We start from the raw sequence: 13,890 nt of genomic DNA, 5'->3' as shown, positions 1-13,890 counted from the left end.
TTGCCAAATAATTACAAGAGGGAGGGAGAATAAGTGAATTTTCCGATTGAGGTCGTGCGCGAGAAATTTCCGGCCCTGTGGCTGACCGACAATGGCCGTCGCCGCATCTACCTCGACAACCCTGCCGGCACGCAGGTGCCGCAAGCGGTTGCCGACGCGGTGTCACGCTGCCTGTTGACCGCAAACGCCAATCTCGGCGGCTTCTTCGAAACCACGATCGCGGCCCAACAGATCGTCGATGACGCCCATGCGGCGATGGCCGATTTCCTGGCTGCTGCGAGCCCTCAGGAAATCATCATCGGCGCCAACATGACGACTCTGACCTATCACATGTCGCGCACACTCGGCCGCACGATGAAACCGGGCGACGAAATCATTCTCACCCGCATGGACCACGAGGGTAACGTATCGCCGTGGCTGCAGCTGGCCGAAGACCTTGGCCTTGTCGTGCACTGGCTGTCTTTCGACAAGCAGAGCTGGCAGATCGAGGAGGCGGCGCTTGCTACGCTGCTCACCGACAGGACCCGGCTGGTCGCTTTGAACTACGCGAGCAATCTGACCGGCTCGATCAACCGGGTGAAGGCGCTGACGCGCGTTGCCAAGCAGACCGGCGCCCTGGTCTATGTCGACGCCGTTCAGTTCGCGCCGCACGGCCTGATCGACGTCAGGGATATTGGCTGCGATTTCCTGATCTGCTCGGCCTATAAATTCTTCGGGCCGCATATGGGCATATTGTGGGGCAGGCTTGATGTCATCGACAGACTGAAACCGTACAAATGCCGCTGTTCGTCCAATGCTCTGCCGGAGCGGTTCGAACTCGGCACGCCGCAGATCGAGCTGATGGCCGGACTGACGGCCGCGGTCGATTACTTTGCGGAACTCGGCGCGGCTGCAGGCGATGGCGGCTCGCGCCGCGCCAGGATCGCCAAGGCATTCGAAAGATCAATAATTTATGAGAACCCGCTGGCGCAAAGGCTGATCGACGGCCTGTCGGCTATCTCAGGCCTGACCATCCATGGCATTACCGATCCGGCGCGTGTCGGGGAGCGCGTCCCGACGGTCTCCTTCACCGTCGACGGCATCGTGCCGGAGACGATCGTACGGCAGATGAACGCGGAAAACATCTTCCTGTGGTCCGGCCACAACTACGCCTGGGAGGTCGTTCACCAGCTCGGCATTCCGGCCGAACAGGGCGTCGTGCGCATCGGCATCGCCCATTACAACACGGCGGCCGAGATCGACGAGACGCTGGAGAGCGTGCGCCGTGTCGTCGCCATGCTGCGACAGGAGCGGTTCTGACGCGATATCCGGCTGATATTACCACTTCCTGCCGCCGCCGAAGCCGGTGAGGAAGGCAGTAAGATTGTCGCCGAGCTCGTCGCAGAGATAGCCGCCCTCCTGCACGATGACCATCGGCAGGCCGAGGCCGGCGATAGCCTCGCCGATGCGCGAGAAGCCCGGTGTCGTTACCGACAGTCCGCCGAACGGATCGCCTTCGAAGGAGTCGAGACCGAGCGCCACGACAAGCGCTTCCGGCGCAAAGGCGCGGATACGCTGGAAAGCCATATCCAGCGCGTCGAGGAATGCGGCGTCGCCGGATTTGCGCGCCAGCGGCAGGTTGAAATTGTAGCCGAGGCCGGCCCCTTCGCCACGTTCGTCGGCATGACCCCAGAAGAACGGGTAGAAGCGCACCGGATCGGCATGCAGCGAGACTGTGAGCACGTCCGGCCGCGCATAGAAAATGCCTTGCGTGCCGTTGCCGTGATGCAGGTCGACGTCGAGGATCGCCACCCGCGCCGCATTCTTGCGGAGCGTCTGTGCCGCGACCGCCGAATTGTTGATGAAACAGAAGCCGCCGGCGACATCGGCAAAGGCGTGGTGGCCGGGCGGACGGCAGAGCGCATAGGCAGCCGGTACGCCTGACATCACGGCCTCAGCAGCCTCGACCGCGCTCCAGGCGCTCCACAGCGCGCTCTGCCAGGTCTCGATTGAGATCGGGCAAGCGGTGTCGGCCATGTGGTAGCCGGCCTGGCCGACCGCCGAGGCCGGATAGGAGCCGTTCCGCGCGATCGGGTGGATGTTGGGGATCACTTCCGCCGAAGCGCCTTCGATGCGCTGCCAGCGCACAAAGATGTGCTCGAGAAAATCGAGATATTCGGGCGTATGCACCGCTGCAATGGGACCAAGCCCGTGATCTCTCGGCCGTTCGATCGTGCAGCCGGCGGCCCTTGCGCCGGCGAGCAGCCGTTCGACGCGTTCCGGCTTTTCCGGATTGGGTTTCTGCGCACCGCTGGAGAGGAATGCCTTGGGATCATGGCGCTTCTGTTCCGAGGCATAAAAGGCTTTCATCTTGGCTCCTCATCATCGGGTGCATCGGCGAAGGCAAAGAACGCGTCGCCGGCGATCTTCTGCACCTGCTCGTAGCTCGACCAGGCAATGCCCAGTCTTTCGTAAAAGGCTTTGGCGGTTTCATTGTCAGTGTCGACGGACAGTCTGAGGTAGACGCCGCCGTCCTCCCGGCATTCTCGCGCGGCACGGCGCAGCAGGCGTTCGCCGATCCTGCGGCCGCGAAACCGATCCTCGACATAGAGGTCCTGCACATAAACGCCGGGCCGGCCCATCCAGGTCGAGAAGATCGGGAAATGCAGGCACAGGCCGGCGAACTCGCCGCCGACTTCCGCAATCAGCGTCGAGAAGGCAGGGTTTTCGCCAAAGCCGTAGGTGCGAAGGTCGTCGGCCGTAGAAGTGATTTCCTCGGGCGCGCCGATATGGGCGCCAAGCCGCAGGATCGCGGCATGGATGGTTTCGATGTCCTCGACGGTGCCGGGCCGGATGCGAATGTCTTTTGACGCTGGGTTGATCACGGCCGCATCTCAGAACGCCACCCGGTCGCCGCCCTTGAGTGCCAGCATCTCACGCGCCTCAGCGGGCGAGGCGACGTCCAGCGAAAGCCCGTCGAGCACGCTGCGGATACGGCGCACCTGGTCGGCATTGGACTTTGCCAGCTGGCGGCCGTCGTACAGGCTATCCTCCAGCCCAACGCGGACATTGCCGCCCATCGCCGCCGCAATCGAGATCATCGGCATCTGGTGGCGGCCGGCGGCCAGCACCGAAAACTGATAGCTGTCGCCGAACAGTTTGTCGGCGATACGCTTCATATGGACCAAATTGTCGGGATCGGCGCCGATACCGCCCAATATGCCGAACACGAACTGGATGAACAGAGGTCCTGACACCAGCCCCCGGTCGCGAAAATGCGCTAAAGAATAGAGGTGGCCGACATCATAGCATTCGAATTCGAAGCGTGTGCCGCAGCCCTTTCCAAGTTTTTCGAGCACGGTCTCCATGTCGGCAAAGGTGTTCTTGAAGATCGTGTCGCGTGTCGCTTCAAGCAGCTTGGGCTCCCACTCGTGATGCCACTCTCTTGGCCGGTCGAGCATCGGGAACAGCGCGAAATTCATCGAGCCCATATTAAGCGAGCACATTTCGGGCTCGGCCCTGAGCGGTGCGGCCAGCCGCTGGTCGAGCGTCATCAGCGACGAGCCGCCGGTGGTGATGTTGATCACCGCTGATGTCGCCTGCTTGATGCGCGGCAGGAACTGCATGAACACATCAGGATCGGCGGTCGGCCGCCCGTCATTGGGATCGCGGGCGTGAAGATGCAAGATCGAGGCGCCGGCTTCGGCGGCGGCAATAGCCTCTGCGGCGATCTGGTCCGGCGTCACCGGCAGGTGCGGCGACATTGACGGCGTGTGCACCGACCCGGTGACGGCGCAGGTGACGATGACTTTTCGCGGCGCCATTTCAGCCTTCGACCGGCAGGTCGAGCTCGCCTGCCAGCACCTGCAGCGAGTCGCCGATGATGGCTACGATTTCGCCGACCTGTTCCTTGGTAATGATCATCGGCGGTGCCACCATGAAATTGTCGCCGTCGAAGCCGCCCTTGACCTTTCGCCCATAGATGATTAGGCCGCGCTCATAGGCGAGGTCGAGCAGCCGCTGGGTGGCCTTCTTCGCCGGTGCGATCGGCCCCAGCGTATTGGGGTCGGCGACCATCTCGGCACCTAGGAGCAGGCCCTTGCCGCGCACGTCGGCGATGAACGGAAACCGCTTGGCCAACCCCTTCAGCCCGGCCATCAAAAGATCGCCCATGTCAGCTGCATTGGCGATCAGGCCGAGACGATCCATCTCGCTAAGCACGGCGAGCCCGGCGGCGCAGGCGAGCGGATTGCCGGCATAGGTATGGCCGTGCTGGAAGCCGCCGGAGGCGAGCAGCGGCTGCACCAGCCGCATCGGTGCCGCCAGCGCGCCGAGCGGCGCATAGCCCGAGCCCAGCCCCTTCGACAGCGCGACGATGTCGGGCTTGCAGTTCCAATGGTCGCCACCGAGGAATTTTCCGGTGCGGCCGGCACCGCTCATCACTTCATCATGGATGAGCAGGATGCTGTAGCGGTCGCAGATTTCGCGGATGTGCGGATAATAGCTGTCCGGCGCGACCAGCGCCGCGGTGGCAGCGCCGCCGACCGGCTCCATGATGAAGGCGAGCACGCTTTCCGGCCCTTCGGCGAGGATCTTCTCCTCCAGCATGTCGGCGTAGCGGATGCCGCGCTGCTCCATCGAGAGATTGTCGCGGTCGCGCCAGGCGGCCGGCGCCGGCACGGTCGGCATGACCTGCATCATCGGTGTGAAGGTTTCGGCCAAGGCGTCGTCGCCGGTGACGGATAGCGAACCAAGCGTGCCGCCATGATAGGAGGGAAAGCGGGTGATCACCTTCCAGCGCTTGGGCTGGCCTGTCGCCACTGCCCACTGCCGCGCGAGCTTGATGCAGGATTCCGTCGCTTCCGAGCCGCCCGAGACGAAAAAAATGCGGTCCATGCCTTCGGGCAGCTTTCCGGCCAGCTCGCGCGCGAGCTCCTCGGCCGGCTCGTTCTCGAAATGCAGCCGGTAGGCGAAGGTTGCGCGGTCCATCTGCCGCTTCATCGCATCGAGCACGTTGCGGTTGGAATGACCGATATTGGCGACCATCGGTCCGCTCGATCCGTCGATGAAGCGGCGGCCATCCTGCGTCCAGATGTAGATGCCTTCGGCGCGGTCGACCAGCGGCCGGCGCAGGCTGGACAGATAGAACAGATGCGATGGCGGGCGCGTCTCGGTGTCCGGGGCAGGGGTTTGGGACTTCAGCATGTCAGGACTTTCCGAGATAGCGGTCGAGAACATTTTTGGTGACGAGCTCCACCATCGGGTCCTGCCTTAGCAGGCCGGCGACCCATTCGCAGCTTCCGGCGTGGAACACTTCGCCCTTGCCGCGCGGGAAATTGACGATCATGCCGTTGCCGCGCTTGACCTTGTCGAGATTGGCGTCGCTCGCGTCGCCGAACAGCGTTTCGGCGGTGAAGCGTCCGTCCTCGTCGCCGAGGAACTGGTCTTCGAACGGAATATCGGCGCTCTCCTCGACTTGGGCAGCCATGCCGACCGCGAGAATTTGCAGCCCGTCCGGTGCGCCGCTGTTGGGCGTAGGGTAGGGCAGTCCGCCTCGGATCTCGTGGTCGAGCCCGTCGACCTCATAGCCATAGACATGGCTGTCGGCGCCGAGCAGGTCGCCGTAGTAGATGCCTGTGCCGGCGAACGCCCAATGCTCCGGCCGGTAGACCGGAAAGCCGCGCACGCCGCGCGGCGCGCAACCGCCCCAGCCGGCGTAGAGGCCCCTCGTCGCATTGAGCCCGAAAGTCGAGGCGCCCGGCCGGCCAATCTCAGGTGCTTCCCAGGAGTTCGTGGCACGGGTCACGTCGCCGCCCCGATAGGCCGGATCCTCGGCGCGGGCGCGGTATTTGTAACAGACTTGCCGGCGGCCCTCGTCCTCCAACCTGGTCTGCCACATGAAATTGCCGGCGAAGCGCGCCGCATGGCCGCCGCGCTCGACATAGGCGTCGACAGTGTCGCGCATCTCCCAGGTCCAGTATTCGTCATGGCCGACGAAGACGACGCAGTCATAGTCGTCGAGGATTTCGGGGGAAAAATGCAATTCGTGCTGACTGGCGAGATCGACCCCATAGCCGGCACGCTCGGCAAAACGAAAGAAGTGGCTGTCATAGCTTGCCCAGCCGGACGAGGCGTATTTCTTCGAATGGCCGGTGGCGAAGGCCCATTCCATATGCGGATAGCGCGGCACGGTCTTGGGCGGCACGGCGACCTCGAGCGGCACGCGCGGCGCCTCGTTCGGCAGAACAACAAAACCGCGGCACCATGGCCGCTGCTTCGACACTATTGGGGCATACTGGTCGCGGTTCGGGCCGGTGATGCCTTCGTAATGATTGGAGCCACCCCACGTGTTGTAGGCAAGCCAGGTGCCGGTGGCTGCAACCTGCAGCACACGACCGCGTTTCTTGCCGGGCTGCGGGCTAACGATGAAAAGATGCTGGCAGCGGATCGGCTTGCCGTCGCGGCCGTCCGCCGTCAGCGTGACGCGGTAGGCTCCGGACGGCCAGTCGTCGCCGACCCGGAATTCAAACGAAGCGCCCCAGCCGCAGCCCACGACCGAACATTGGTCGGGTGTATCCTGCCAGCGCGCCGCGATCCCAGCCTTCTCGAACATTTTCGTTTCGGTGCCGCCGTCGCGGACGATCGACATGCTAAAGCTGGAGGCCGTCGAGCTGACATGCAGCACCACCGTCTCGTCCCGGCGGTATGAAAAACGGTCGCTGTAGCACCAGATCTCGCCGCGTTCGCCATCCATGCCCGGCCACTCCCAGTAGTGGCCGCGCACGGCTTGCCGGCGCTGGTGGGGCGTCAGTCCGAAATCGGGGAATTCGGTAGGAAGCTTCGTCATGAACGCCTGTGAAGGGTCGAACGCGTCATTTCGACCATCTGCCGGCCAACCGTCAATTGGAAACGATCGGGCCAGCGATGCTCACAGCCGGCCTTGGCCTTGCCTTCCAAACCGACTATCTCACAAAGGGTGGCCTTTTTCGCCACGGGAGCCGACATGCTGAGAGTGCAAAAGGTTAAGGTGGACGACATCTACGTGCCGACCGCGCGCAGGAAGACACTGCATCCCGAGACCGTCCGGCATCTGGCCGAAGACATTTTGGAAAACGGCATGAAGACGCCGATCCAGGTGCGCCACGACGGCAAGCGCCATGTCCTGGTCGAAGGCCTGCATCGGCTGGAAGCGGCGAAGTGGCTCGGCGAGACCGATATCGACGCCTATCTGGTGCAAGCCAAGCGCCACTAAGCTCTCATTCGGCGTTCGCCGGAATCGGCCTGGTGAAATTTTCGCGGACGCTGTCGGGCTGCGCGTTGCCCGCTCGTCCTTGAGACGGAAACCGGCATTCAAGCCAACTCTTTTGCAAGTGAGGAGACCATCATGACCACCAAGCTCGACATCGCCCCCAGCTCCGACCGCGAACTGGTTCTTGCCCGCATCATCGATGCGCCGCGCGAGAACGTCTATCGCTGCTGGACCGAGCCGAAGCTCGTGACGCAATGGTTCGCGCCAAAGCCGTGGACGACGCCGCGCGCCGAAATGGATGTGCGCAGCGGCGGCTCCAGCCTGGTCGTCATGGCGGGACCCGACGGTAATGAATTTCCGAACCCCGGCATCTTCCTCGAAGTCGTGCCGGGCAAGAAGATCGTCCTCACCGACGCCTATACGAAGGCGTGGGAGCCGTCCGAAAAGCCGTTCATGACGCTCGTGCTGACCTTCGAGGATGAGGGCGAGGGCAAGACCCGCTACATCGCCCGGGTTGCGCATTGGTCCGTCACTGACCGCGAAGAGCACGAGAAGATGGGCTTTCACGAGGGCTGGGGCCAGTGCGCCGACCAGCTCGAAGAAGTCGCCAAGCGGCTTTGATATCAGCGGGACGGAAGGAGACCGAGATGTCCAGAGCGATGTTTTTCGCCATTTTCGCTTCGGCTGCAGCGCTCTTCGCCGCGCCGGGCGCCACCAAAGCCGAGGAAGCAAAGCCCGTCATGACCGCTGAAACGAAAGCAATGCCGAAGCCGGCGAAATCCGGCCTGCTGCCGATCAACGGCCTGAACTACTATTACGCCGTCTACGGCAAGGGCGAGCCGCTGCTTCTGCTGCATGGTGGTCTCGGCACCACCGACATGTTCGCGCCGATCCTGCCGAAGTTTGCCGAAAACCGCACCGTCATCGGCGTCGACCTGCACGGTCACGGCCGCACCGCGCTCGGCGACCGGCCGCTCAGCCTGGAGGCGATGGGCGACGACATGGCGGCGATCGTCAAGGCGCTCGGCTACTAGCAGGTCGATGTCATGGGTTATTCGCTGGGCGGCGGCGTCGCCTTCCGCATGGCCGTCCAGCATCCCGAAGCGGTGCGCCGGCTGGTCCTGGTGTCGGCCGGCTATGCCTCGGATGGCTTCTATGCCGACATGCGCGCCCAGCAGGCGCAGGTCGGCGCGGCGATGGCCGACATGATGAAAGACACGCCGATGTACAAGTCCTACGTGGCGGTCGCGCCGCATCCGCAGGACTTTCCGAAGCTGCTCGATCAACTGGGCGCCCATATGCGCAAGGACTACGACTACTCCGCCGACGTACCCAAGCTGAAGATGCCGGTCATGCTGGTTTTTGGCGACAGCGACATGTACCGGCCCGAGCATGAGATCAAATTCTATCAGATGCTCGGCGGCGGACTGAAGGACGCCGGCTGGATGCGCGAGAACCTTTCGCAGAACCGGCTGGCCATCCTGCCGAACCGCACCCATTACGACGTGTTCTTCGCGCCGGAACTGACAGTAGTCACTCTGCCCTTCCTCAATGGCGAGACCAAGGTCAAGACCTGGGAAGAGGTCATCAGCGAGGCGGAATAACCACCTGACAACGGCCTGTCCGGCCCATCTCCCGCGAGATGGCTGGACAGGTTTATCCCTCTGAAGCCGACGATAAGCATTGGCAATCCCGGCACACGTCCTCGGGGCCAATGGCGTCTCCCGCATCACAGCCATAGATGGCCGTATCAAGGCTTTTCAATTGACGCTGCTGTGCCGGCAGCTACCTTGCCGACAATCTTCAGAAAGAGGGGCGCAGGTAATGGCGAAATATCAGGGTGGCTGCCTGTGCGGCGCGGTGCGTTACCGCACCGATGCCACGCCGATCAACGAGCGGGTCTGCCATTGCCGGCTCTGCCAGAAGGCGCTGGGCGCAGCCTTCAACGCACGCTCGCTGTTCCGCATCGACGACGTGACCATCGACGGGCCGGTGGCGACGGTGAATTCCTCGCCCGATCTCAAGCGCGGCTTCTGCCCGGGCTGCGGCACGACGATGTTTTCCCGGCGCGACTCCGCCGGCATCATCGGCGTGACCTCAGGCTCGCTCGACGCCCCTTCGGTATTCAAGCCGCAGATGCATATGTGGACCGCCTCGAAGCAGCCCTGGGTGCAGCTTGACGACGGCCTGCCGCAATATGAAGGCGCGCCACCCCCGAACTGAAGCACAGGCGAACTGAGCGCAAAACGTGCCCAATTTTTTCATCCGGGACACGAGATAGCCGGCAAAGCGTCATTGGCGAGCCATCATTGCCGCCTATCTATCACGTGCGGGTCGGCAGTCGAGGAGGCGACGGATGAAAGACAGAATCAACACCCTGGATGAGCTTTTGAGCGATCCGATGGTCAAGCTCGTGATGGAGCGTGACCGCGTACAGCCGGCCGAGCTTCGCTCGCTGCTTGAAGAAAAGGTTCGCCGGGATGATGCACCGGTCGTCAACGATCGCCCCGTCACCGACCGCTTCATACCGCCCGCTCACATGGTAGCCGAAAGCTGCCACAAGTTATGGCTGTGCGGCTAGGCAGCGGGCCTGCAGGCGTCGGCGATCCTTCTCGCCGTCTCCATCCTGCCGGCGTTTCCAAGCTCTCACCGCTACGGTGATAAAGCGGGCGCCATGTATTCTGTTTGCCCCACTCTCGTCCTAACAATTTGATTCAAACTTTGTTGGCAATTTCTCGTTAGTAATCTGGATCGGTTGTCCGGCGGCGTTGTCTTGCCCTCGGTCTGTTGTGTTCTGCGTACAGGTCCAGATGCGGTTATCAGGCGTCGTCATCTTCTCGATCGCGTCACTTTGCCTTGCCGGCTGCACATCCACGTCCGGCGTCGACGCGCTGCAAGTGCCATCCAGCGAGACGACCAGCTCCGTTGTGCGGCCGCCCGCGCCGGTGGCGTCGGTCGGTGCGGCCGATGCCGCACCCGACTTTGAGCAGGAAGAGGCGACGGAGCAGACTGTGGCGATGGCCACTCCAGAGCCTGCCGACAGCATCGAACCACCCGTCGAGCCGATTGCCCTGGTGGCGCCGAAGCGGCTGGCACGAGCAGCACCGATCCTCGCCGAGCCGGTCCAGCGCTACCGTTTTCGTGACGCCAAGCCGATCAATTTCGGCAAGGCCTCGCCCAGGCACCTCGCCGTTCACGGCGTCGACGTTTCACGTTGGCAGGGCAACGTGAACTGGGCAAAGCTGCGCGCGCAGGGCGCGAACTTCGCCTACATCAAGGCGACCGATGGCGGCGATCATCTTGATCCGATGTTCATGAAGAACTGGCGCAATGCCGACGCCGCCGGCCTCAAGCGCGGCGCCTACCATTTCTTCTATTGGTGCCGTACGGCAGGCGAGCAGGCCGACTGGTTTATCCGCAACGTGCCGAGGGTCGAGGGCGCCTTGCCGCCGGTGATCGATGTCGAGTGGAACGGCGAATCCAGCTGCAAGCGGCGGCCGTCGCGGCAAAAGGTGCTGGAGAAGATGCAGGTGTTCATGGACAAGCTCGAGCGCCACTACGGCCAGCGGCCCGTCATCTACACCGCGCCCGATTTCTACCGCGACAATCTCAGAGGCGCTTTCCCCGACTATCCGTTCTGGCTGCGCGCGGTGGCACAGCACCCGTCAAAGGTCTATCCCGGCCGCAAATGGGTGTTCTGGCAGTATTCCGGCTCCGGCCTGTCGCACGGCGTGAGAGGCCGCATCGACCTCAACGTGTTCCACGGCGACGAGAGAGCCTGGCGGAACTGGGTTGGTGGGCGGCAGATGCTGGCCGAGGCGGAGTAGGGCGTCCTTCCGGGGCTGGAGCTTCTTGCTGTTCGCGCCCGGGGGGGCGCTGATCGCGACCGCAGAAAGCCGCCATTTGCAGGCCAGTATAGGTGAATATCGACGGACCCTGACCGCCTGTCGCGGAAGTGTCATCGATCCGTCATCGCTTTGAAATGTCGTTCCCCCAAATCAGGTGGCTTCCATTCGAACAGGAGACGCCGCCCGTGCCCCGCCATTCCGCGCTTTTCGTCCTGACGGCAGCGCTTGCTGCCTCCGTTTCGCTGCCGGCCCATGCCGACATGATGTTCAACCGGGTCGCGAGCTTCGCGGTGGCCGGAAACCTCCCGGCGGATGTCGAGAAGACCACGCCGACTTCGTCCGAGATCATCACGGCGAGCGAAGACGGCATGACGCTGGTTTATTCCGATAGCCCACTCGGTGCGGTCGGCTTCATCGACATCGCCGATCCCAAGGCGCCCAAGGTCGGCGGCATCGTCAAGATCGACGGCGAGCCGACCTCGGTTGTGGTCATCGGCGGCAAGGTGCTGGCCGGCGTCAACACGTCCCAGAGCAAAGCCAAGCCTTCCGGCAACCTTACTATCATCGACCTCGCCTCCAAGGCGATCGAAGGCACCTGCGACCTCGGCGGCCAGCCGGACTCACTTGCGTTCAGCAAGGACGGCAAGTTCCTGGCTATCGCCATCGAGAACGAGCGCGACGAGGATCTGAACGACGGAGAAATTCCGCAGATGCCTGCGGGGGACCTCAAGATCTTCACGCTTGCAAAAGGCCAGCCTGATTGCGCGACAATGAAGACCGTCAACCTAGCGGGCATTGCCGAAGTCGCGGCGGAAGATCCGGAGCCGGAATTCGTCGCCTTCAACGAGGCCGGCGAGATAGCGGTCACGCTGCAGGAAAACAACCACATTGCCATAGTCAACGCCGAAACCGGCGCGATCGTCACGCACTTCACCGCAGGCTCAGTCACGCTGGACAAGATCGACACCAAGAAGAACGGCGCCTTGTCCTTCGATGGCAAAATGGAAAACGTCGCGCGCGAACCCGACGCCGTGAAATGGCTCGACAATGACCGTCTCGTCGTCGCCAACGAAGGCGACTACAAGGGCGGCTCGCGCGGCTTCACAATCGTCAGCAAGAAGGGCGAGGTTCTCTACGAATCCGGTCCGTCCTTCGAGTACCAGGTCGCCAATGCCGGCCATTATCCCGACGACCGCAACAAGAAGGGCGTCGAGCCGGAAGGTCTCGATACCGACGCCTTCGGCGAGGACAGACTGATTTTCGTCGCTTCAGAGCGTGGCTCCGTTGTCGGCGTCTACAAGGACACGGGTGCCGAGCCTCAGTTCGTGCAGATCCTGCCGTCCGGCATCGGCCCGGAAGGCCTGGTCGCGATTCCGTCGCGCAATCTCCTGGTCACCGCAAACGAGGCCGACCTGGTTGAGGACGGGCTCGCCCGCTCGCACGTGATGATCTATGAGCGCTCCGAGGGTCCCGCCACTTACCCGATGATCACGGCAAAGCTCACGGCAGACGGCACGCCGCTCGGCTGGGGTGCGCTTTCGGCGCTCGCGGCCGGCGACGCTGCCGGCAAGCTCTTCGCAGCCTCGGACTCGTTCTACGCCAACGCGCCGTCGATCTTCGAGATCGATGCCACCCAGACGCCGGCGCTGATCACCGGCAGGACCATCGTCACGCGTGGCGGCCATCCTGCACAGAAGCTCGACATCGAAGGTCTTGTCGCCGATGGTGAAGGCGGCTTCTGGCTGGCCAATGAAGGCGATCCGGCAAAGCTCGTCCCGCACGCCATCCTGCACGTCAACGACAACGGCGAGATCAAGCAGGAGATCGGCTTCCCGATGGAACTGCTCGCCCACCAGACCCGCTTCGGCCTCGAAGGCATCACCGCGATCGGCGAAGGCGACGACCTGACGCTGGTGATGGCGGTACAACGCGAATGGGCCGACGATCCCAAGGGCCAGGTCAAGCTTTTGGCCTACAAGCCGAAGGCCAAGGAATGGTCGGCGGTGCGCTATCCGCTCGAAGCGACCGAAGCTGGCTGGATGGGCCTGTCGGAGATCACCGCGCATGGCGGCAAGCTCTACATCCTCGAACGCGACAACCAGATCGGCGACCTGGCCAAGGTGAAGCGCGTCTATTCGGTGGCGCTCGATGCCTTCAAACCTGCCAAGCTCGGTGGCGAACTGCCGGTGGTCGAAAAGACGCTGGTGCGCGACATCATCGGCGACCTGAAATCAGCTACCAACGGCTATGTCACCGACAAGGTCGAAGGTTTCACCATCGACAAGAACGGCGATATCTTCGTCGCCACCGACAATGACGGCGTCGACGATTCTTCCGGCGAAACGCTGTTTCTCCGCCTGGGCAACATCAGCGCTGTGAACTGAGGGCAGTTCTTCCCTTCTCCCCTGTGGGCCCACAAGGGGAGAAGGGAAGGCGCGGCTTTTACGCCTCTATGTATTCCGCCAGCTAAGACCTTTGAGGACATCCAGCCCATCGGCACGCAAGCCTTCGATATGAAAGCGTATAGCGTCGCGAATTTCGGTTTCCACGTCAGGCACCGTCGCGCCGGTCGCGACGCAACCGGGTAGATCCGGCACGATCCCCACCGCGTAACGCATATCGTCACTCCTTAAACCGGACTGCTTGAGGGTGCTATTAGGTGTTCCCGGTGCAAACCTCTTCAGACGGCTTGCCGGCCACGGTGACGCGGCCGGCTTTGATTTCATGCTTATATTGGCGATGACTGCAACCAGATACCAGCCGTCGGTTTCCAGCAGGCGAATGACTTCGCGGACCGTAAGCCGAGGTGGCATC

13 protein-coding genes and 1 pseudogene are annotated in these 13,890 nt (G+C 62.9%); 8 read left to right on the top strand and 6 right to left on the bottom strand.

The window, feature by feature from the left end:
* Window positions 1–33 precede the first annotated feature (33 nt).
* Entirely contained in the window at window positions 34–1,299 is a 1,266-nt protein-coding gene (locus A9K68_RS20520; protein ID WP_065008158.1) for a cysteine desulfurase-like protein, read from the top strand.
* Window positions 1,300–1,317: 18 nt separating this feature from the next.
* Here the strand turns inward: A9K68_RS20520 and A9K68_RS20515 are convergent, their stop codons facing one another.
* The 5 genes from A9K68_RS20515 to A9K68_RS20495 are packed head-to-tail and all read right to left on the bottom strand — an operon-like array spanning window position 1,318 to window position 6,826.
* The gene (locus tag A9K68_RS20515; protein WP_065008159.1) at window positions 1,318–2,349 is read right to left on the bottom strand and encodes a histone deacetylase family protein; all 1,032 of its coding nucleotides are present in this window, start codon (window positions 2,347–2,349) and stop codon (window positions 1,318–1,320) included.
* Window positions 2,346–2,864 (bottom strand): GNAT family N-acetyltransferase, encoded by a 519-nt coding sequence (locus A9K68_RS20510; RefSeq protein WP_163603054.1) that lies wholly within the window; start codon window positions 2,862–2,864, stop codon window positions 2,346–2,348. Before A9K68_RS20510 ends, A9K68_RS20515 begins: the two co-directional genes overlap by 4 nt.
* A 9-nt stretch (window positions 2,865–2,873) precedes the next feature.
* Window positions 2,874–3,803: a 3-keto-5-aminohexanoate cleavage protein gene (locus A9K68_RS20505; protein WP_065008160.1), complete on the bottom strand. Its 930-nt coding sequence runs from the start codon at window positions 3,801–3,803 to the stop codon at window positions 2,874–2,876.
* Window position 3,804: 1 nt separating this feature from the next.
* Window positions 3,805–5,184 carry an aspartate aminotransferase family protein gene (locus A9K68_RS20500; RefSeq protein WP_065008161.1) on the bottom strand — a complete coding sequence of 460 codons (1,380 nt, stop codon included), beginning with the start codon at window positions 5,182–5,184 and terminating at the stop codon, window positions 3,805–3,807.
* A 1-nt stretch (window position 5,185) separates the two neighbouring features.
* A complete protein-coding gene (locus A9K68_RS20495; protein ID WP_065008162.1) occupies window positions 5,186–6,826 on the bottom strand; it encodes a N,N-dimethylformamidase beta subunit family domain-containing protein in 1,641 nt (546 codons plus the stop codon).
* A gap of 156 nt (window positions 6,827–6,982) precedes the next feature.
* Between A9K68_RS20495 and A9K68_RS20490 the strand changes: the two genes are divergently transcribed.
* The 7 genes and pseudogenes from A9K68_RS20490 to A9K68_RS20460 all read left to right on the top strand — a co-directional run bounded on the left by A9K68_RS20490 (window position 6,983) and on the right by A9K68_RS20460 (window position 13,460).
* Window positions 6,983–7,231: a ParB N-terminal domain-containing protein gene (locus A9K68_RS20490; RefSeq protein ID WP_065008163.1), complete on the top strand. Its 249-nt coding sequence runs from the start codon at window positions 6,983–6,985 to the stop codon at window positions 7,229–7,231.
* 132 nt (window positions 7,232–7,363) lie between these two features.
* Entirely contained in the window at window positions 7,364–7,849 is a 486-nt protein-coding gene (locus A9K68_RS20485) for an SRPBCC family protein (RefSeq protein ID WP_029353716.1), read from the top strand.
* A 26-nt stretch (window positions 7,850–7,875) separates the two neighbouring features.
* A pseudogene (locus tag A9K68_RS20480) lies at window positions 7,876–8,832 on the top strand (alpha/beta hydrolase).
* Window positions 8,833–9,052: 220 nt separating this feature from the next.
* Complete coding sequence (locus A9K68_RS20475; protein ID WP_065008164.1) at window positions 9,053–9,451, top strand: GFA family protein; 399 nt, start codon at window positions 9,053–9,055, stop codon at window positions 9,449–9,451.
* 133 nt (window positions 9,452–9,584) lie between these two features.
* The gene (locus A9K68_RS20470; protein WP_029353718.1) at window positions 9,585–9,809 is read left to right on the top strand and encodes a hypothetical protein; all 225 of its coding nucleotides are present in this window, start codon (window positions 9,585–9,587) and stop codon (window positions 9,807–9,809) included.
* A gap of 229 nt (window positions 9,810–10,038) precedes the next feature.
* The gene (locus tag A9K68_RS20465) at window positions 10,039–11,055 is read left to right on the top strand and encodes a GH25 family lysozyme (RefSeq protein WP_065008165.1); all 1,017 of its coding nucleotides are present in this window, start codon (window positions 10,039–10,041) and stop codon (window positions 11,053–11,055) included.
* Between the two features lie 206 nt (window positions 11,056–11,261).
* Entirely contained in the window at window positions 11,262–13,460 is a 2,199-nt protein-coding gene (locus A9K68_RS20460) for an esterase-like activity of phytase family protein (RefSeq protein ID WP_065008296.1), read from the top strand.
* A gap of 66 nt (window positions 13,461–13,526) precedes the next feature.
* Here the strand turns inward: A9K68_RS20460 and A9K68_RS31830 are convergent, their stop codons facing one another.
* Window positions 13,527–13,889, bottom strand: a complete 363-nt coding sequence (locus A9K68_RS31830; RefSeq protein ID WP_156768307.1) for a type II toxin-antitoxin system HicB family antitoxin — start codon at window positions 13,887–13,889, stop codon at window positions 13,527–13,529.
* Window position 13,890 lies beyond the last annotated feature (1 nt).

The organism is Mesorhizobium sp. AA22 (assembly GCF_001672375.2).
Taxonomy (GTDB): Bacteria; Pseudomonadota; Alphaproteobacteria; order Rhizobiales; family Rhizobiaceae; genus Mesorhizobium; species Mesorhizobium wenxiniae.
Note: the sequence above shows the minus strand (reverse complement) of the source record. Positions and strands in the feature narration are given on the sequence as shown.

Bases quoted from the DNA above. Each gene is read 5' to 3' on its own strand.
- A9K68_RS20500 (WP_065008161.1), bottom strand. From the start codon at position 5,184: ATGCTGAAGTCCCAAACCCCTGCCCCGGACACCGAGACGCGCCCGCCA.
- A9K68_RS20515 (WP_065008159.1), bottom strand. From the start codon at position 2,349: ATGAAAGCCTTTTATGCCTCGGAACAGAAGCGCCATGATCCCAAGGCA.
- A9K68_RS20475 (WP_065008164.1), top strand. From the start codon at position 9,053: ATGGCGAAATATCAGGGTGGCTGCCTGTGCGGCGCGGTGCGTTACCGC.
- A9K68_RS20490 (WP_065008163.1), top strand. From the start codon at position 6,983: ATGCTGAGAGTGCAAAAGGTTAAGGTGGACGACATCTACGTGCCGACC.
- A9K68_RS20485 (WP_029353716.1), top strand. From the start codon at position 7,364: ATGACCACCAAGCTCGACATCGCCCCCAGCTCCGACCGCGAACTGGTT.
- A9K68_RS20470 (WP_029353718.1), top strand. From the start codon at position 9,585: ATGAAAGACAGAATCAACACCCTGGATGAGCTTTTGAGCGATCCGATG.
- A9K68_RS20505 (WP_065008160.1), bottom strand. From the start codon at position 3,803: ATGGCGCCGCGAAAAGTCATCGTCACCTGCGCCGTCACCGGGTCGGTG.
- A9K68_RS31830 (WP_156768307.1), bottom strand. From the start codon at position 13,889: ATGCCACCTCGGCTTACGGTCCGCGAAGTCATTCGCCTGCTGGAAACC.
- A9K68_RS20495 (WP_065008162.1), bottom strand. From the start codon at position 6,826: ATGACGAAGCTTCCTACCGAATTCCCCGATTTCGGACTGACGCCCCAC.
- A9K68_RS20465 (WP_065008165.1), top strand. From the start codon at position 10,039: ATGCGGTTATCAGGCGTCGTCATCTTCTCGATCGCGTCACTTTGCCTT.